The 18,987-nt window shown below is 47.9% G+C and carries 13 protein-coding genes; 3 read left to right on the forward strand and 10 right to left on the reverse strand.

All coding sequences use genetic code 11. The annotated features are described in order from the left end of the window. Positions 1-70: 70 nt before the first annotated feature. The 7 genes from NWF04_07285 to NWF04_07315 form a co-directional block, all read right to left on the reverse strand. Positions 71-646, reverse strand: coding sequence for an FHA domain-containing protein (locus NWF04_07285; GenBank protein MCW4006379.1), 576 nt, complete (start codon positions 644-646; stop codon positions 71-73). Beyond that, positions 647-2,827 carry a serine/threonine protein kinase gene (locus NWF04_07290; protein ID MCW4006380.1) on the reverse strand — a complete coding sequence of 727 codons (2,181 nt, stop codon included), beginning with the start codon at positions 2,825-2,827 and terminating at the stop codon, positions 647-649. Positions 2,828-2,953: 126 nt separating this feature from the next. Continuing rightward, on the reverse strand, positions 2,954-3,571 hold the full coding sequence (locus NWF04_07295; GenBank protein ID MCW4006381.1) for an SPFH domain-containing protein: 618 nt from the start codon (positions 3,569-3,571) through the stop codon (positions 2,954-2,956). Between the two features lie 79 nt (positions 3,572-3,650). Continuing rightward, on the reverse strand, positions 3,651-4,739 hold the full coding sequence (locus tag NWF04_07300) for a hypothetical protein (GenBank protein ID MCW4006382.1): 1,089 nt from the start codon (positions 4,737-4,739) through the stop codon (positions 3,651-3,653). Between the two features lie 42 nt (positions 4,740-4,781). Next, positions 4,782-5,276, reverse strand: coding sequence for a vacuolar protein-sorting-associated protein 25 (locus NWF04_07305; protein ID MCW4006383.1), 495 nt, complete (start codon positions 5,274-5,276; stop codon positions 4,782-4,784). Between the two features lie 6 nt (positions 5,277-5,282). Further along, on the reverse strand, positions 5,283-5,849 hold the full coding sequence (locus NWF04_07310) for a hypothetical protein (protein MCW4006384.1): 567 nt from the start codon (positions 5,847-5,849) through the stop codon (positions 5,283-5,285). Positions 5,850-5,868: 19 nt separating this feature from the next. After that, positions 5,869-6,492, reverse strand: a complete 624-nt coding sequence (locus tag NWF04_07315) for a hypothetical protein (GenBank protein ID MCW4006385.1) — start codon at positions 6,490-6,492, stop codon at positions 5,869-5,871. A gap of 131 nt (positions 6,493-6,623) precedes the next feature. Between NWF04_07315 and NWF04_07320 the strand changes: the two genes are divergently transcribed. Further along, on the forward strand, positions 6,624-7,787 hold the full coding sequence (locus tag NWF04_07320) for an ATP-binding protein (protein MCW4006386.1): 1,164 nt from the start codon (positions 6,624-6,626) through the stop codon (positions 7,785-7,787). Between the two features lie 18 nt (positions 7,788-7,805). On the opposite strand, the gene NWF04_07325 is transcribed toward NWF04_07320, so the two are convergent. From NWF04_07325 to NWF04_07335, 3 genes are all read right to left on the reverse strand, one after another. Beyond that, positions 7,806-11,243 (reverse strand): hypothetical protein, encoded by a 3,438-nt coding sequence (locus tag NWF04_07325; protein ID MCW4006387.1) that lies wholly within the window; start codon positions 11,241-11,243, stop codon positions 7,806-7,808. A gap of 137 nt (positions 11,244-11,380) precedes the next feature. Continuing rightward, the gene (locus tag NWF04_07330; GenBank protein ID MCW4006388.1) at positions 11,381-13,582 is read right to left on the reverse strand and encodes a hypothetical protein; all 2,202 of its coding nucleotides are present in this window, start codon (positions 13,580-13,582) and stop codon (positions 11,381-11,383) included. A 207-nt stretch (positions 13,583-13,789) separates the two neighbouring features. Further along, entirely contained in the window at positions 13,790-16,438 is a 2,649-nt protein-coding gene (locus tag NWF04_07335) for a carboxypeptidase-like regulatory domain-containing protein (protein ID MCW4006389.1), read from the reverse strand. A gap of 255 nt (positions 16,439-16,693) precedes the next feature. Between NWF04_07335 and NWF04_07340 the strand changes: the two genes are divergently transcribed. After that, entirely contained in the window at positions 16,694-17,254 is a 561-nt protein-coding gene (locus tag NWF04_07340) for a hypothetical protein (protein ID MCW4006390.1), read from the forward strand. Positions 17,255-17,339: 85 nt separating this feature from the next. Further along, positions 17,340-18,821 carry a dihydrolipoyl dehydrogenase gene (locus NWF04_07345; GenBank protein ID MCW4006391.1) on the forward strand — a complete coding sequence of 494 codons (1,482 nt, stop codon included), beginning with the start codon at positions 17,340-17,342 and terminating at the stop codon, positions 18,819-18,821. The last annotated feature ends 166 nt before the right edge of the window (positions 18,822-18,987 follow it).

An 18,987-nucleotide genomic window follows, 5' to 3' on the forward strand; every position in this document is an offset into this window, starting at 1 on the left:
AACAAAAATTACAGTGCCAAACAAGCCAGCCGTAAAACCAGAAAGCAGTTCTGAAACTGTGAAAACCAAGCTAAGAGGGGGAGGTTTTGTGGGGGATGGTTTCCTTGAAGTGTATGTTGAGGGGGAGTTTGCTGTTGGGAGCTAGGGTTATTTTGTCGCCGTCTTTTAGGGTTTGTTGCTGGCAGGGTTTTAGCAGGCAGTTGTTAACGGCGGTTCCGTTAGTGCTGTTACAGTCCTCCACAGTGCACTGATTCTTCAAAAGCAACCGTTTAGATTCCCCACAAGAAAAAACGTTAACGCAATCAACCACTCTTATCCTAACATGAGGAACACGGGAGACGAAGGGATTTCGGATGCAAAGATTCTGCTTAAGCGAAGGGTCCACATCGCTTTGAATCATAACAAAGGGGCTTTTTGATTCGCGCCCAATCACCACCCCCGCAGTCAACAGGTATTCAAACGGGGTTTTTGCTTCATCTTCAAAAAACAGTTTCGTCTGTACCTGAACAGTGGGGTTGTATTCGTAGATGGATTTGCAAAACTCGCAGGTCAAAATGGCGCTACCTGTGGTGCATGGAAGTTTTATGGTGCCGCCGCAGTTTTCGCATTTAACCTGTTTTTCGGTTAAAAAAAACCCGTTAGACATCTATGCAGGCTTCCTTTTTGTTATTGCGGGTTTTGTTTTTGAGGCGCTAAAGACGCTAAGTAAGTCGCGGATGCTGGGTCGCTCTGCAGGGTCAGGACTTAGCATGTAGCCGATAAGTTCAATGTACACCTTGAGTTCTTCGCGTGCTTGGTTGCCATAGGATTTTTGCAGGCGCTGCAAATCACCATTAAGAGTTCCCGTGAGGATTTCGCGGAAAACTTGCCCCAGCGAGTAGATGTCACTTTTTGAGGATCCTTTTCCTTCGCGCATTTCAGGTGCCATGTAGGGTAAACTGCCCCGCGGCGCTGCTACGTTGCCTAACGTGATGGCTTTTGCTAATCCGAAGTCGCCTAGTTTCCAGAGTTTCTTTTTGTTGTCGTAGAATACGTTGGAGGGTTTGACGTCGAAGTGTATGGTGCCGTGTTGGTGGGCGTATGAGAGGGCAAGGCATAAATCGTTCATGATTTCGGTGCATTTTAGAAGGTCTAGGGGTTCGCCTAACGCGAGTATGCTGCTTAGGGTGCCGCCGTTGAGGTGCTCCATTATGATGTAGGGGTATTCGAGGTCGCCTTGGTCTTCTATGTCTACTTGGCGTACGCTTACGATGTGATCTTCTCGCAAATCGCTAGTCAGCTTTGCTTCTTCAATGAAGCGCTCAACCACAGAGGGGTTAGTCACAAACTCTGCTTTAAGAGCCTTAAGCGCCAACTCTTCACGAAACTTGGAACGCCGCACACGGTAAACTTTGGCAAAACCGCCCTCACCAACCTCCTCAACAATACGGTACTGTCCACCAATAACGCGGTTAACCCTAAACGGCCAACCTGCACGCTTTTTAGAGCTACTGGTGCCTTCGCCGCCCTCACGAATAGGGACTGCAAAACCAAAAATCCGCTCCGTCAAAGCCGTTCCTTCAACATCTTGCATCTCCACATCAAAATCGGGAACAACCAGCTCGGAAGTTTCAGGAGCCCGCAGCCGCAACAAAAATTCCTCGGTTTCGTCGCTTTTAAGCCGCGGTATGTTACAGTCCACAAGCCCAGACTGTATGACTGCGGGGTCAAGGGGCAGGGCAAAACGCACGTTTTTCGCGTCGCCTTCTCCGATGTTGGAGATTTTCACGGTTAGGGAGAACACCTTTTTTTGTGCTACGGCTTGTGGGATGAGCAGGTCTACTTTGAGGTTGGGTTGGGGGGTTGTGACTGTTATGTCGGTTTTGGGGAGGGGGCTGTTTAGAGGGTTGCCTAAGAGGTCTTCGTAGTACAAGGTGAGGTCGCTAAGGTTGTGGGTTCCGCTTTTTTTGGGTTTGAGGCTGATTTTGAATTTGACGCTGCCATGCGCGGCGACGTTTCCAATTTTTGTTGGCTCCAGCACTTCGAAGGTTGGGTGGCGTTCGAGACCTTTGAGTTCGGTGTTTTGAGCCGCCCCCAAGCCCTGATTACACACGTCAAGAACTAGCCTGAAGGGTTCTTGATAGTAGGCTTCGTAGCTGCGGTTTTCGTTTACCACCACCAGCTTAGGAGACAGCGGCGCAACCTCCAAAACCGCCCAAGTATTAACCTGCGGATCTAAGTCTAAGCCGTTAACTGCTCCACCCAAACCAACCCCCACAGACAGGTTCCCATGCATGTTCGAGTGGTACTGGTATTTGCCTGTGAATTTTCCGCCGTAAAGCTTGTGGGGCAGTTTGGGTTCTTCTTCAAGCTCAAGACCCAAAGGCAACGTCGCCTCGATTTTAGGGTCAGAAATCTTGCAGGGACAAGTTATCTCGATATTTAGGGTTGCTTTTTGTCCGACAGTGACTTTTTGGGGTTCAAACCATGCTTTCACATGGGGTTTGTCTTTGACGTTGGTGTAGTAATCATGCAAGGATTTTTCGATGACCCCGTGGTTTAGCATCTCCAAAAGAAGCCAGTTCACATCCTTAGCGGGAAACCCAAAATGAGCCACCAGATCCAACAAGCCAAGCGTTCCCTGCCCACCTGAAAGGTACTCCACATCCTTTTTTTCTACAACGACTATTTTGGCAGATTGGCCTTTTTCAACGCCGTTGCTTACAAAGTAGTGGTTGCCGACGTTTTCGTTTTGGAGTTGCTTGATTACTTGGGGAATTTCTTCGTAAACTGCGGATTCATCGACATTCAACTCCTGCGCTAAAACTTGAATGCTGATGCTCCTCATGAACACACCCCAGATGATAATACTCTGTTACAAAGCTCATAAATTCTTTTTCCATACACCTCAACCCACAAAAAACTCGCAGCAAACAGACAAAACTGCAAAACCATTGCAAAAACAGGGTTTTCGCTATGAACTGCTTTTGCGTGAGGTCATGCCTGTTATGTCCATCGAGACCAGTTCAATGCCATATTTGGAAAGCTCACAGACAAGGCGCGGACGCAAATCAAAACTAACCAACTGTTCACGGTTAACGTTCTTGAATTCATCCAAACTTTTGGATTTTACCACATCACGCAAAACCGAAACCAAAACCCCACTGCGCAACCAATCAACCACCTGCGCGGCAGCAAAAACACGGCTGCCTTTGACCATTTCCAAAACAAAACTTTTGACGTCTTCTTTGCTAAACATAACCCTAAAAGTAACTGTTCCGCTAAGCCCGATTTGGTAGTTGTCCTTGGTTGTGGGACCATTGTAGACGGGGATGCCAAAGAGTTGGCATTTGGGGGAGATATCGACCCAGACGATTTCGGTTACACCTCTGGGCACCTCGTGTTTGCCTGAAGATAGAACATTTTGCACTACGCCGTCTTTTATCAGGACCGCTTTTTCGAATTCGGTAACCACAATTTCGTCTATGTCGGCGACTTTTGGGTAGGCTTGGTTGGGGATTCGCCAAATCAACTCATCAAGCGAGGGGGAGTTGACGTTTCGTGAGACGGTTTTCTTTTTTAGGAAAGGCAAAAGCCGACCTCCAGGATAGTTCATTCTCTGGTAAAATAGGTATTTTAGGCTAACGCACCATTCAAGAAAACACGCGGGGTTACATGCTGGGGAAGTAGTATCTGGCGGTGTTGTCTTTGCTTAGGACTTTGCGGGCTACGTCTTGGTTTTCGAGTTTTTCTAACACGAGGGTGCTGTAGTCTTTGGGCCAGCTGGTTTGCTGCATGAGCTGCTCAAGGGTTAACCCGCAGGTTTTGAGGTGGGCGTCAGTGTTAACCAAGTCGAGAACGGTTTGGTAATCCAGTTTAAGGATGACGGTTTTTTTGCCGTCAGCAAACAACGCGACGCTATAAATCAAGCCGTGTTCAACCAGAAGACCCAAAGCCCGCTCGACATCAAGGTAGCTTGCGTTGACGTCAAGATTTTGCTTTTTGAAATCGGAGTAAAAATCGTTTAGGGAGACAAAGGGGCATTGTTTTTCTTCGTATATTTTGATTAGTTTGATTGCGCGTTCGCTTACTTGCTCGGTGAAGGCTTTTTTGAATATGCCCTTTTTGGCGTCTGCCTCTGGGAACGCAAAGGCGGCGAGGTCTTTTACTTGATTGTAAATTTGGGGGGCGCGGGTCTGCAGAATCTGCAGGAATTCTCGTTCATCCACCGTGGCTGAGAGGGATTTTACGAGTTGGATTGTTTCCACATTTTTGGCTGCGGCGCGGATGTTTTCTAGGCAGGTTAAGGCTTGGGGTTTAGTTGCGGGGGTTAAGGTGGAGAGTTCTTCACGGGCGGACTCTAGCATGATGAAGCAGTCGCTAAGCAGCATCAAATCCAGATACGCTACTCCGTTGACCGCGGCGTTCTTTTTGGGTTCGACAGGTAAAGAGGAATTCAAGGAACGACAGAGCCTTTCGACCGCGGCGCGGGTAGTTTCTAATTCTGCTAAAAATGCGGGGTCGTTTAGGTTCAAAGCTGTGTGGGAGGCAAGGGAGAGTTCGCGTTGCAGGCGACTGAGCTCTTCTGCGGCTTCCTCTTTCACGCGTCTATCAAAACTTGCCATTTCCGCGGCATTTCGCGGGAGATTGTTTAAAGAAACCACAAGACGCGTACGCGCGGCATCAAGCACCTTCTCTGAAGCTCTAAACGCCGCAGATTTTGCCAAATCAAACAACCGCCCATCCAAAGGAAACGACATGCCAGTTCCCAACAAAAACAAGGCAGAAACAAAATTTAAGCCTTAGCGAAGCAACCGAACAATGCAGTCTTTCTTTTTTATCCACCGCGCCAACTTGCGCTTGACAAGTATTGAGAGAATTTCTTGCTTATCTTCGTCAGGCAACCCCGCCAAAGCAGGCTCCAAATCCGCTAAACCGTCAACCCCGTTGATTATGCGAGTTTTGTTCTCTTTAGTTAAAGCGTCAATTTGGTCTGCCCAGCCATCCAAGGAGCGCCAGTAAACCCTTAACAACTTGCCTTTTTTGTCCCACCATCTGCCATAGCCCGCCTGCACCAAAGCATCCAAAAGAACCTCAAAAGTGTCGGCGTCAAACTTGCTAAAAGGCTCTTGGCGTTGCAGGTCAGCGGGGTTTATGATGTGGAGGTTGCGGGTTTGAGTAAACTCTAAAACATATTTGACCCAAGTGTCCTTCCAGTTCGCTAGCAACTCTGTGCCTTTTGGGGCAACATACATCCACGGCTTGCTAAGCCAGTCATCTTGGGGGGTGGGGTTCAAGATGGATTAGCTCTTTGCTTTCTGTCGGGGTTTTGCTTGTTTTGCTGCAGGTTTAGCTGGGGTTGTGGGTACTTCGGGAAGCTGTGTAGACGTGGATTTTGCTGGGGGTTGTGGGGTTTTTAGTTTTTCGAATTCGGTGTTTATGGCGTTTTCTTCGATGCCGTAGCCTTCCAGCTCGGTCATTGACTGTTCAAGGTTTACTTGGGTGATAAATGAGAGGTGGCTGAGGGCTTTAACGGCTTTGTCTTTTTCTGAGGCAGAATCACGTAGCAGCTTGTTGACTTTCTCTAGGGTTTCAGAAGTAGGATGGTCAGGCTGCATCAACAGTTGAAGCCGCGCAGCGTCTAAGTCAGCCATTATGGCTTCTTCGTTGTTTCGCAGCTTCTTGCACAGCAAATAGACGGCTAAGCGGCGTTTTGCGGCGTCGGTCATGTCTTCTTCGGTTAGGGCTTTGGCTTTTTGCTTGTTTTGCGCGCTTTCTTCTTTGAGGATTTTGCTGCGTTTCTCATGCTCGGAGATTTCTATATCCAACGAGTCTAACAGGTCTTTTTTGTTGTCTTTGAGTTTAAACAAAACCCTCTCGCCTCAAAGGTTATTTTGTGTCCTCGGCACTTTGCCCTTTCAAGCTTTGACGCCGCTGCTGTAACTCTGAGAGTTTAGCTTCAGGAAGCCCTGATGCGGGACCTTCCGCGATGACTTCGCTGACCATTTTGTCCATGACTTTGTCTAGGTCTTTGCCTGTGGTGGGTTCGACGCTGAAGGGTTCGTAGTCTTTGAGTTGGTCGAAGATTTGTCCTGTTTTGAACCCGATTTTCTCCATTTGCTGCCCGACTTTGCCCATGACTTGTCCAACGCCGCGGGTCTTGAGCAGGTTAAGCTTATCTAAGCTTTTGCTTATTTTGCCAAGGCTCAACCCGATGTTTTCAACGGACTGCGCGTTGCTTAAATCAAAAATCAGGTTCTCCATGTTTATGACGAACATGTCTAGGGAAAATGCGGTTCGGTCGGCGCTTAGGTGTTGTTGGGCGTACATTTTGGCGCGGTAATCATCGCCTTTCACTATGCAGTCTTTGGCTTGGTCGTACAGAGTGCTGGCGCGTTGCTTGTACTTATCACGAGTACGAGCAATCTCCTTGCTGTACATCTTTAAGTCAATAACCAAATCCTCAAGCGGTTGACCCCAAATAAAATTCCTAAACTTTTCTGTAATAGGCATGGAAGTCCCTAACCATAAGTCACGATATGCCAATAAAAAACTTGTCCCACCATCAGACAACCCATCTGTTACATCCGTGAAAGCTTATTATGGGTAAACAAGCATCTAGAAAAGAAAAGGGTGCTTTGCGCTTGTCGTCTCGTCTGTATAACATGGCAGTTAATGCAGCTAACGAAGCAGCAAAATGCGATTCAGAAGGAAACAAAGAACAGGCAATAAGCAAGTACCTGCAAGCTTTTGATTTACTTACCTCCATAATCCGCCACACCGACAACAAAAAACTCAAAGACTTCTACGCAACACGCGCCGAACAATACCTGTCTAGAGCCTACGCCTTAAAAACTGCATCAGGCAAACCTGCGCAATCCGCAGCCCAGCAAAGCCCAGCCGACGACGCTGAGGACACGCAAGAAAAAGAACAACTGCAAGCCAAAGTCGCATCCATGATTTTACCTGAAAAACCCAATGTTTCATGGAACGACATCGCAGGGCTACAAACCGCCAAAGAAGCCATAGAAGACGCCATAATCCTGCCACTGCGCCGCGTAGACCTTTTCAAGGGCATGCCAACGTGGAAAGGAATTTTGCTATTTGGTCCACCTGGTTGCGGGAAAACGTTGCTAGCGAAGGCTGCAGCTTCTGAGTGTGAAGCGACGTTTTTTAGTGTGAGCGCGGCGGATGTTATGGTTAAGTGGGTTGGAGATTCAGAGCAACGCGTCAAAGCATTGTTTGAAGCAGCTAGGAAAAATCAGCCTGCAATTGTGTTTATTGACGAGGTTGATTCGTTGGGTATGAACCGAAGCGGGGAAGAATCAGCGGTTTCCACGCGGGTTTTAACGCAGATGTTGCAGATGATGGATGGCGTGCAGGGTAAACCTGATGACCGCGTAGTGGTTTTGGGTGCTACGAATCGTCCGTGGAACTTGGATTCTGCCATGCTGCGCAGATTTGACAAGCGAATTTTGGTGACGTTGCCCGACGCCGCTGCCAGAGAAGAGATGTTCAAAATCACCATCCAAAAAATGCCCAGCTTCAAAGTAGCATCCGACGTGAACATGCACAGGTTAGCCCAACTCACCCAAGGGCTTAGCGGGGATGACATCAAAAAACTCTGCATAGACGCATGGTATCGTCCCATACATGAGCTTAAACAGCAAAATAACCTTGAATCAGGAACCCCGCGCCCCGTAACGGAGCAAGACTTCACTGAAGCCCTAAAAACCAGAAGAGCCTCCGTGTCAACCAACGAAGTAACACTCAACGAGCAGTGGGCACAACAATACGGCATGAACTAAAAAGAAAAAGGGAAGGGGTTATGCCTGGGGGTTTAGGGTGCTAAGCAGGTATTTTCGTATGTAGCTTTTTGAGATGTAGTGTTGGTTATCGTTTGAGAAGACGCCTTCTATTTTTTGGGTTTCCATGCTTTTGGCTAAGAGTTTCATGGTTGCGTCGGTGTTGTATTGCAGCTGGAAAGCTAAAGTGTCAACGGAGATGTGGTCTACATCCTTGAGGGTCTGCAGTAGAGGCTCCATAAAAGTGGGGTCTTGTAGAACTTGGTTTACAACAAAATCCATATCCCCACTGTTGGCTCGTGAAAGGAGGGTTTTGAGGGAGTGGATTTTTTCTATGTCAGAGTCTTGGATGAGTACGCGGGCTTTTTTGTTGTTTAGTTTGTTGTTAAAGTGCAAGTTTGTTTTTGTGAGTTGTGTGATTTTGGAGGTTTTGTTTTTGCTTCTGCTCATGAGGGTTTGCAGGGTTAGGGATTTGGCTAATGTGGTGTATTTGGTTAGTGCTTGCGTGGCTGTTTGGGGCTGGTTTATCTTGATGTAAGCTAAGCAGGCTTTGGCGTAAAGCTTCAAAGCAGAAAACGGCTTGTCTTTTTGCAGCATCTTATCTGCCCGCGCATACAAGACGTTGCCTATGTTTTTGCGGTAAACCCTAATGGCGGGAACAGAAACAACTGCGCCCGTGACGCCAATTAGCCCTACAGTGAAGAGTATTGTGGTGAGTGACCAGAAGGGAGCAGCAGGCGGCGGAGGCGTTGGAGACTGTTGGGGGTCGGGGGTGGTTGTGTGAACGGAAGCTATAGTGTAGGTTACGCCGTTTAGCATGAGCTCATCAGCGTAAAGTGGCTCGCCTATGCCGTTTGAGCTGACAGAGTCGTAGTCTATGGCGACGCCTATGAACAGTACCATAGCGTTGCTGTAGATGTCTTGCCAGTACGTAAGCGGCTCCCAAGTGTCTTCGTGCCCCGACAAAGAGTTAACTGCTGCAGACCACACGCCGTCGGTGTTGGTTATGGCTGCCCATTCGCCATTGTGCGGAGGTTGAGTTGGGCTGAGCAAAACCCTGTCGGAAAAGCCGTCATTGTCCTGATCAAGGTAGAGCAGAAAACGCGGCACCGCATTGAAATACGAAGCGTAAACGGAAAAAGACCCCGCCGAAACCAAATTTACGCTACACGGGTACAACGCAATAGCCCAAGAACCCGCTGCGGCGTTCACAGGAATGTTTAGCCGTGCAGAGTAAGGGCTTGCATGAGTCTTCTCGTTAGAAAACACTGCCTGACCATCATATCTACGGTCCAACTGCACATTAAGAGAAGTGAATTCAGGCGTGGGAGTCGGCGAAGGAGTAGAAGTGGGCGTGGGAGTTGGGTTGGGTGTAGCAGATGCGGGAATAGGGGTTGGTGTTGGGGTTATGGTGGGCATTAGTGTTGGGGTGGGGGTTGGTGTTGGGTCAGGGACGGATGAGGCTTGGGGGGCTGTGGGGTTTGGTTCATTCAAGAGGGGCAGGTATTCTACGGTGCCTAAGTTGAAATCGTCCTTAAAATCTACAATTGACTGGTCGATAGTTTGCGTGTCGGTGGTGCCCCACCAGTTATAGATAGCGCCAAAGACACCAATGTTTTGGCTAGGGGACAAATCTACGCTACGTTGGGTGTTACCGAAAATGTTGTTGCCTAGAATAACGATAGAGTCGGGAATTGATGTTACGTATAAGCCCCACATGTTCTGGGTAAGAGTGTTGTTTTGGATGTTGGCTGACGCGTAAAAGTTGGAGATTCGTATGCCGTTTATGCCTTTTATGATAAGGTTGTGAGTTATGGTGGCTGTTCCTGAGGAGGCTATGTCAACGCCGTTAAAGAAGCTGCAGATTACGTTGTTGTTGATATATGCTGAGGCGTCGTTTGCGATGCGAACGCCGTTGGAGCCAAAGGTGGGCGAAAACAAGTTGTTGTTGGTGAATTCAAGTTTGCCGCCGTTGATTTCTACTTTGCCTGTGATGTAGTTGTTGTTCAGTTTTAGGGAGACATCAGAGAGGACTGCGGTAAAGTTGAGTACAGCGTTTTCGATGATGCACCCAGAATCTGTTATGGCATCCCAAGCAGTTGCAGAGTATTTGAAGTCTACATGTCCATCGTTTAGAACTATTTTTTCTGCGTCGTTGCCTCTTGCAGTTAAGGTGCCGTTTACCTGCAGGGAGTAACCTGCGAGCCCCACAGTAACCCCGGGGTCAATAGTTAAGGTTACGCCGCTGTTCACTACCACAGGTCCCGTGAGAATGTAGGGGCTGCCTGCCCGGTTCCAAGTTGTATCCAAAGTAATCATGCCAGCGACAAAAGTGGGACCAGAAGAGGGTTCAAACAAATCAAAATCCAACGTAACAATGTTTGGCTCTTCAGAGAAAGGAACAAAATCAACCGTGCCCAAAGTGAAGTCATTTTTGAAGTCGTATATGGTCTGGTTTATAGCCTGAATATCGGTGGTGCCCCACCAGTTATAAGCCGCAGCTAGGTCTTCACCAGAACCCAAACAGATGCTTGAGTCGTTGTTATCGTAAAAGTTGTTGTACATAATAACCGACGAAGCATCGGGCGCTTGAATGCCTACAACGTTGTTGGATATGGTGTTGTTTTTAATAGAACCCCCGCCCCCGAATATGCCGTATTTGTTGTTGGAAATCTCGTTGCACAGAAAAGTTGATTGGCTACCGATTTTTGTTCCGTAGACGTTATTGGTTATTTTATTTCCTTCAAGAACCACTGAGCCGCCGACTATGCCGTCCCAGCAATCGGTTATGGTGTTGTTGAAAAGGCTAAGCGGTCCAGACACGGAAATTCCGGTGTTGTGGCGGTTACCAGAGAAGATGTTGCCTGAAATTGTTGGAGACCCCCATTTAACGCTCATGCCGACGTTGCTAAACTGCAAGTTGTTGTTTGTAATTAAGGGGGAACTGGTAATTCCGCTAATGTCGATTACTGTGTAGTAGGTTAACCCTGTAAAGGTGTTGTTGTTAATCTTGGGAGAAGCATCCTCGATGTGCAAGGTGACCTCTTCGAAAAACGCGTTTTCAATAATGCAGCCTAAACCAGTTTGTTCATCCCAAGCTACACTGGCTAACGAGAAAAGTATTTTCTCATTATGGGATATAACGGATTGATTGCTGTCGATGAAGCGGATGCTGTTAGAACTGTTGCCTCTTGCGTGCAGGGTTCCGTTTACGTGCAGGTAGTAATTGGTGAAGTCTACGATGACGCCAGATTCGATGGTCAGGGTTACACCTTCAGATACAAGCACACTGCCCGTTAAAACGTAAGGACTATCCTCTTTTGTCCACACCGTATCCGAAGCTAAAATACCGCTAACAAAAGTAGAGTCCTGCGCACAAACAACAGACACGAAACAGCAAAAGGCAAACCCGCTAAGCAGCACAACAATTAGCAATGCACCCAAGAGCGAATTCTTCATTGCATGCCCCATTATAACCAATACAACAAAGGGTATTATTGCTTGCGGAATCACAAACTACAACGCAAAACAAAGGCACACAAATCAAATACAAACAAACTTGAGCAACGCAAATGTGTAGCAAAAAAGAAAAAGGGTTAAGGTGTAGAGTTGATCCAAACCCAATCAGGATATTCACTAACTGTGGCGGTAAAGGTTTTGCCTACGGGAACAGTAACAACACCAATCAATGGCACCTCAGCACCATCAACAAGTATACTAATTACTTTTGAGGCATCATAATACGCCGTCATAGCTCCGCCATAACACGTAAACGTTGTCCCATTACATGCAACTATATTCGCCATGCCAGTGTATCCACCATATGGTACTATGAGATAGTTTCCGTAATTTGGATAGGTAACTAAACCCACAGGCATTTGTGTAAATCCAGAGAAAGTTCCTCCAGCAGCCACCAAAACCATGTCTTTTACCACTGAACCTTTGGCTACAGTATTATTGACATTTGCATCAGAAACTGCTTTTATATTCCATCCTTTCCAAAGATTTGGGGCAGCATGATTTACATTTGCATCTGTAAAAGCGAAAATGTCGGAAAGTGCATCCAATGAAAAACCTTCAATGACATTGCCTATTGCATTAGCAGTACAAGTGACAAATACTTGATTGGGAGCGGGAAAGCTATAGGAGTTGTCACCATACACCGCATTGTACTCTGCGTAATCAAGCAGTATGGGTCGTGTTAAAGACTCACTGTGAATTCCACCAATACTGTTATGTGAAGCATATTGTAACCAAATGCCAGTTGTGTTGCTGTAAGTTGATGGCAAAGACCAAACTGTTATTCCACCGTTACCGCGCAGCATGTTAATTTGTTCCCCATGAGCATAAGCTTCAGGCGACGCAGTTACAAGCATAGCAACAGCATCATTTTTGAAGAGTTCAATGTTAAGTATGCCGCTAAATGTACAATCCCCAGAGTTTGCGAGCGTACTTGTTTGCGTGAATCGCATACCACCAGAACCATGGATAACATCCATTGCGATGTCTCTAAAATCTATGTTGTTGGGGTTTTCGATGTCAATTAGCCATTTATCTTCGCCACCGCCAGTTATTTCTAAATTATCAAGCGTAGAGATGTCTCTAAATGAAAAACCTGCATAGCTTGTGGTATCCCCGTTATCATCTCCAACAACAGCAGACCCAGTGGTTACAATCTTGAAATCATACAGAGCAACTTTGGCATTATTCTTTATCGTCCAGACATCCCCACCTGGGGGTCCAGTAAGTATTGTTGTTGCGCCTTGACCGTGTATATTCCATTCACCAAGTTCAGGTTCTCCAAAATCTCCAGTTATAACAGCGGCAAAATCCGAGAATTCTCCAGAGGTAAAAACGATTTCTCCACCATTAGGACACAAGGCTAAAACGTCAGCTGCTACTTCGCTAGAATTTATCGATATAAAATCCTCAATGTATCGGCCTGCACGGTCTTGACAGAAGTAATAGTCACTATCAGCGCCGGCTCCAATACTTATAGTATAGGGACTGCCTAAGCCATCTTCATTGTTGATAAACTCTCTTTCGGCACCATTAACAAAATCCTTCACCAAAACGTTTTCTGACACGTTTAATGCAGAATAGTTAAAGGCGATGTCTTTGAGATAGATTTCGTCTCCAGCCGTAGCGATACCCAGTATGCTTTCTTGAATTTCTGTAGCGTTTATAGTATCATAAACCGTTAACGTTTCCATGGTTGACCCGTTTACACAGTAATAAAAGCTGTTTGCTTCGTCTGGTCTGATTATATAATCTGCGGTGGTAGCTGATGCATTAAGATAAAGTGGCAGATACTCTGCAGGGTCTGCGACATGCAGGGTGTAACTGTTGCTTGTTAACCCATTGTTGTCTGTACATTGGACATTTATGGCTACAAAGCTATCTACGGCGTCTATGTAGCAGAACTCCAAAACGTTGTCTGTGGTATGGGTCATACTGTAGCTTTCCCCCTTTCCTAGTTGTAGATTGCGTCCGTTAATTGAAACATGCATTGCATCGTTGGCAGTTACTATCCAATCGTACCTTAGAGGTGCAGCATATTCAGATGTGCTGTTTTGTATCTGAGCTTTGTAAACGGCACTTTCGCCCGCAGACAGTTTTGCACAACCAAATAAAACCAATGCCAAGAGGGATTGGTCAGTTGAATCTGTAGCGGCTGCTGAAGGCACAAACGTATCGAAGGCGTAAAAACCAAAGGCTATACCTGTAAGCAGAATAGCAGATATTAAAATCGCCGATGTTTTGGAGACCGCTTGCTGGTCAAATTTTAAATTTTTCATTTAATTCCCCATTTTATTAGTAACACTTCCGAACATTTAAAATTCACCATCAGGTGAATCATTAAAATATTTTTCAACATAACTAACACATCAAATAATATTACTACTTAAAGAACCAACCACAGCATAAACCAAAGCCACACAGATCAAACATAAACAAAACTTGGGCAACACAAACGTTACAGCAAAAAAAGAAGGGGTGGGTGGTTATTTGCGTCTTCTTAGAACTATAGCTGCGGCTGCAATGACCACGATGATTGCGGCTACTGCGATGGCTATGTAGGTGCCAGTTGGCGTTTCACTTGTGGGTGGGGGTGCAGTTGATGGGGAAGCTGTTGCGGGGGGTTGAGATGGCGCGGGTGTTTGTGTCTGTGTGGGTGGTTGTGTGGGTGTGACGGAGCCTTCGGGTGTTTCGGTTACGGTGAAGTAGGTGGTTGCGTAGGAGCTACCGTAGGATTCGGAGCCTTCAAAGGTTGCAGTGACTTGATATGTGCCGGGTACAGGGGGCATCCAAGCTATGGCAAAGCTGCCGCCCATGTCGCTAACTGCGGTTCCGATGTCTTGCCAGTTGCCGTTGGGGTCAGTGGCACTGATTTTTACGGGGACACCTGTTGCGTCAGCGGGTTTTTCTTGTTGCTCGTAGAGGTATTCCATCCATGCTTGCATGTCATCGTCGCAGATGGCGGGTGTGCCGGGTGCGCCTGGGGATTGGTCGGTTACGGTGCCGGTTATGAGTACGGTGGAGCATTCAGCTACGACGTCGCTGTTGAGTTTGACGGTGGTTTCTGTTGGGCCTTTGCCTACGCAGTAGAGTTGGTTGTCGTAGAAGTTGAGTCCTACGTAGTAGCCGTCGGATATGCCGCCTCCGCCGCCCCAGAAGCTGAGTTTGAAGATTTCGTCGCCGTTTGTGGCGTTGACGCATCTTAGGTAAGAGCCGCGCCACAGAGGCTGCGTTGGGGAGTGCTCGGTGGAGGTGGTGTAGATTTTGTCGTCAGAAACTGCCGCGATGCTAAGCGGGTAGAGTCCGTAGGGGGATTCGAAGCCTTCTTGGCTGGGGGTGTAGATCCATTCGATTTCGCCTGTTTTTATGTCGTACGCGATTAACTCGGAGCCGCTCATGCCGCTGCCAGATGAGAGCAGCAAGCCGTTGTAGATGTTGGTGTTCATGCCGTAGTAGTTCCAGTTATTTTCGGATTCAGTTGGTCCCCAGATCATATCGCCTGTTTCAAGGCTAAAGCCCCAGAACTGGCGCGTCATGGGTTGCTTGAAGAAGAACACACCATCCTCTGGGTCCACTGTTGGTCCACTCATTACGCCTCCGCCAAAGATTCCGCCTGTGACAAGGTCAGGAATTACGGTTTCGGGTGGAGTGTAGGTTATGTTCCACAGTAAGGTGCCTTCTTTTCCAGGTTCAAGGCTTAGAGCCCATAGTTGACCTTCCTCGATGTAGGTGCCGTTGTTCTTGCCAGAAGTTCCGCCAATCACGTACTGGTTTTCGCGCACTGCACGTATGCTGCCTGCGCCTGTCATGTCGGGGAGGCTTGCGTTTAGCGAGTAGCCGTTGTTGCCGTCAAAGGTGTAGTTGAGGTAGGTTCGCCACATCCAGTAGGTGTTGCCGTTGAAGGGGCGCATCCACAGGGCGCGGCTGGTGTTCCAGCATTGCAGGTAAAACGGAGCCGATGCGGGAGCATAGGGGTTGCTGGGGTCGGTTGTTCCAACGATGTTGTAGTATAGGATACTGCCGTCTGCGCCGTAGACGTTAGTGCCTCCTGCGGGGCCAAACATGCTGCCGCCGCCTGCCCATGAGGGAACGTTGATTAGTTCGCAGATGTAGTTGCCGGTGACTGCGTCAAAGAGCATCCAAGTGTTGCTATCGCCAGTTCCTGCGTATCCGCCCATAGCGCCAGTGCTCCATAGGTAGGGGAAGCCGCCGTGCTGGTTGGGGGATTCGTAGTTGTAGATTTGTCCAAAGGCTAGAGCTTCTCCGCTAATGCCGCCTGAGTAGTCAAAGCCTGAGTAGGTTATGCCAGTTACGGGTCCGGTGGTGTTGTGGTAGTATAATGTCTCGCCAGTGTAGAGGTCAACGCACCACCAGCCCATGTGGGGCGCGGCGATGCTGTTGTAGAAGATTTTGCCGTCTAGGATGATGGGGCTAAAGCTTAAGCCGTCGTAGTGGCTTGTTTGGTAGCCTATTGCACCGAATCGTTCGTCCATGATGCCTCCTGCCCATTCACTGCGTGTCCACAGTATGTGGGGGCTTTGGGGGGCTGATCCAAACGCGTAGTTGGTTGTGGATCCATAGTTTTGGGCTGCGCCGCGTAGCCAGTTGCCGACTAGGCTATACCAGCCGCGGTTCATGCTGTTTACTGGGGCTTCCCAGTATTCAGAGGGTAATGAGGGTTCTTGCCATGTTTGTATGGGTTCTTCTTGCACGGTAAAGTATGAGGGGTCGCTTGTGCTAGATAGGTAAATGTCGTTCATGCTTTCGTAGCCAAACGCGCCTGGACCCCAACCTGGATCAAACCCGTATGGGTCACCTGTTATTTTGTGTTCGTGGAAGGTGACGGTTACGGAGTATTCGCCTAGTTGGGTTGGACGATAGTTTGCCCAGCCGCTGCCTACGGGGTCGGATATGAAGTCGCCAAGGTTGTCTATTGTGCCGTCGGGTTTGGTAACTTCGACTGTGAAGGTCCAGCGGTCACCGTATTGTCCGTTTGCAGAAGGCGGGTATGCGTTGAGCCACCAGACAAGCAGTACATCCTGATTCACGCCGATGGGGTCATTGCAGGCTACAACGTAGCTCCATGTGGGCACTTCCCAGGGGGGGTCATGCGCGTTACTGACAGGCAGAGTCATAAGCGAACCAACGAGCGCTAGCAGTAAAAACATTGCAAGAAACAAAGTTGCTTGTTTATTTTTCAAAAGTTTCACTTATCATTTTCTCTCCTTTAGTTCAGGTAGTTTGCAGATGTGATTATATAGTGTATTTATAATTTTGCCATATCGCAAAAAATTCCATGGTTTTGCACGTCATTAAAAGCGTTTTAACGGGTTTTTTAGCGTCAACCCAGAAAAGTAAACAATACTTTTAAGTTGTTTTTGGCATCAAGTATGAATTGTTTTGAGGACTGCGTTATGAAGATGCGTGTGTTAAAGTTGCCCTCAGAGGTTCTCTTAAAGTGCCTGCAGGGCAAAGCCGACTTGGGGGTGGAGTTGCCCGTGGATGTTGAGCTTTTGGATTTAAAGTTTGATTTGGTTTTGGGGCAGGTGGTTGCCGTTGTAAGAAGCGAAAGCTTTGAGGACACAACAGAGTCACACCCCATTTCAGAGTTTAAAGCTGCGCAGAAAACAAGCATCAAACCCGCAGCAGCTAAACCCGTGCAAAAACCGCGTTTAACAACTCCGACGCGAGTTGCCAGAGTCGAACCCAAACCCGTAAAGCAAGAGCACACTTTGCCCGATTTAGACACCAACGCCGTAAAAGAAGAATTCACGCCAGAACAACAAGAACTGCTAAGCTTCCAAGCCCAAGACGACTACGTGCTCATCAAACCCACCCAGTACCTAAAAGCAGAATGGGACGAACTCAACGACATCGTAAAAAGCCTAGGCGGCAAATGGGTAAAAGGCAGCATAATCAGCTACTGGGCAGTACCCATGCACCAAGACTAAACCTGCGCCCCTTTTTGGCAGGTGCCCGTTGGGTTACGCTAGGGCTTTTAAGGTTAGTTTGGTATGTTTGGTGTGGTGTATTGTTTTGAAGGAGTACGATTTAGTGGTCATTGGCACAGGCTCGGGCATGGAGCTTGCAGACGCGTTCATTAGGCAAAACCCCAAAGCGCAAATCGCAGTTATCGACAAAGACGACCCCGGCGGCATTTGCTTGACGCGCGGGTGCATTCCCTCTAAGCTTTTGATTTACCCCGCAGAGGTAGTTAGAACAATCCAGCGGGCGGGGGAGTTTGGGGTGCAAGCAGAGATTTTGAAGGTAGATTCTAACGCGGTGATGGAGCGCATGCGCAGGCTCATAAAAGCAGACATCGACATGATACGTCACGGACTCTCAAACACCGAAAATATCGATTATTACCCCACCACCGCAGAGTTTACTGCGCCCTACACGCTAAAAGTTGGCGAGCAAACCATAAAGGGCAAAATGATTTTTCTGTCCACAGGCTCAAAACCTTCTGTACCCAACATTGAGGGGTTAGAGCAGACGGGTTATTTGACAAGCGATAGCATATTGCAGCTAAAGCAGCTGCCCCAAAGCTTCATCATAATCGGCGGAGGCTACATAGCCGCGGAGTACGGCAATTTTCTCTCAGCCATGGGCTGCAAAGTCACCATAATCGGACGCAACCCCCAATTCATACCCCAAGAAGAACCCGAAATCTCCACATTAGCCAAAAGAGAAATGCAAAAACACGCAACCGTGCTAACAGGCTACGACGTGCGCAAGGTCAACGCCACAAACGAGGGGAAAAAAAGCGTGACAGCCGCGGATAGGGAAAACGGAGAGGAGATGCAGGTCTTGGCAGACGAGATTTTTGTGGCGGCGGGTCGCAAATCAAACGCGGACATGTTGCATCCTGAGAAGGCAGGCATAAAAGTTGATGACAGGGGCTTTTTTGTGGTGGACGAGTACTTGCAGACCACTCAGCCTAACGTGTGGGCGTTTGGGGACGCGAATGGCACGTTGATGTTTAAGCATGTGGCAAATTATGAAGTGCAAGTTGCCTACTTTAACGCGGTTTTTAAAGAGAAGACCAAAGTCAAGTATGGCGCAATTCCGCATGCAGTGTTTACTGACCCTGAAATTGCCAGCGTGGGACTAAAAGAAGCACAAGCCGTCAAACAATTCGGCGAAGAAAACGTGCTAATCGGCTTTCACCTCTACGAGCAAACCGCCAAAGGAGAAGCCATGGCAATAAAAGACGCCTTCGTAAAAATCATAATAGAACGCAAAACCCAAAACATCGTTGGAGCCCACATCATAGGACCCCAAGCATCCACCCTCATACAAGAAGTCATCAACATCATGCAAATAAAAAAACAAAACGCCCTCTACCTACTCCAAGCCATGCACATCCACCCCGCCCTACCCGAAGTCATAATCCGCGCAGTCGGCTCCCTCATGACCCACCACGACTACCAAAACCACTTCTTAGAACACCACACCAACCTACTCCAAAACCAAAAACACAACCACAACCACGAACACGACCATGACCACAACTAGCACACAGAATAGACCCCCCCCTCCCCCTATGGTTTCTGCATAGAATTAAAATTTGGAACCTAATAGGCTGCTGATAGGGTGGTGTTTTTTTGGAAGGTGGGGCGTGACCTTTAGTGGGGTGTTTTGGTTGGGTTTGTTTGTGCCATAATGCTTATCTTTTGAGGTG

This window comes from Candidatus Bathyarchaeota archaeon (assembly GCA_026014465.1).
Lineage (GTDB): Archaea > Thermoproteota > Bathyarchaeia > Bathyarchaeales > Bathycorpusculaceae > JADGNF01.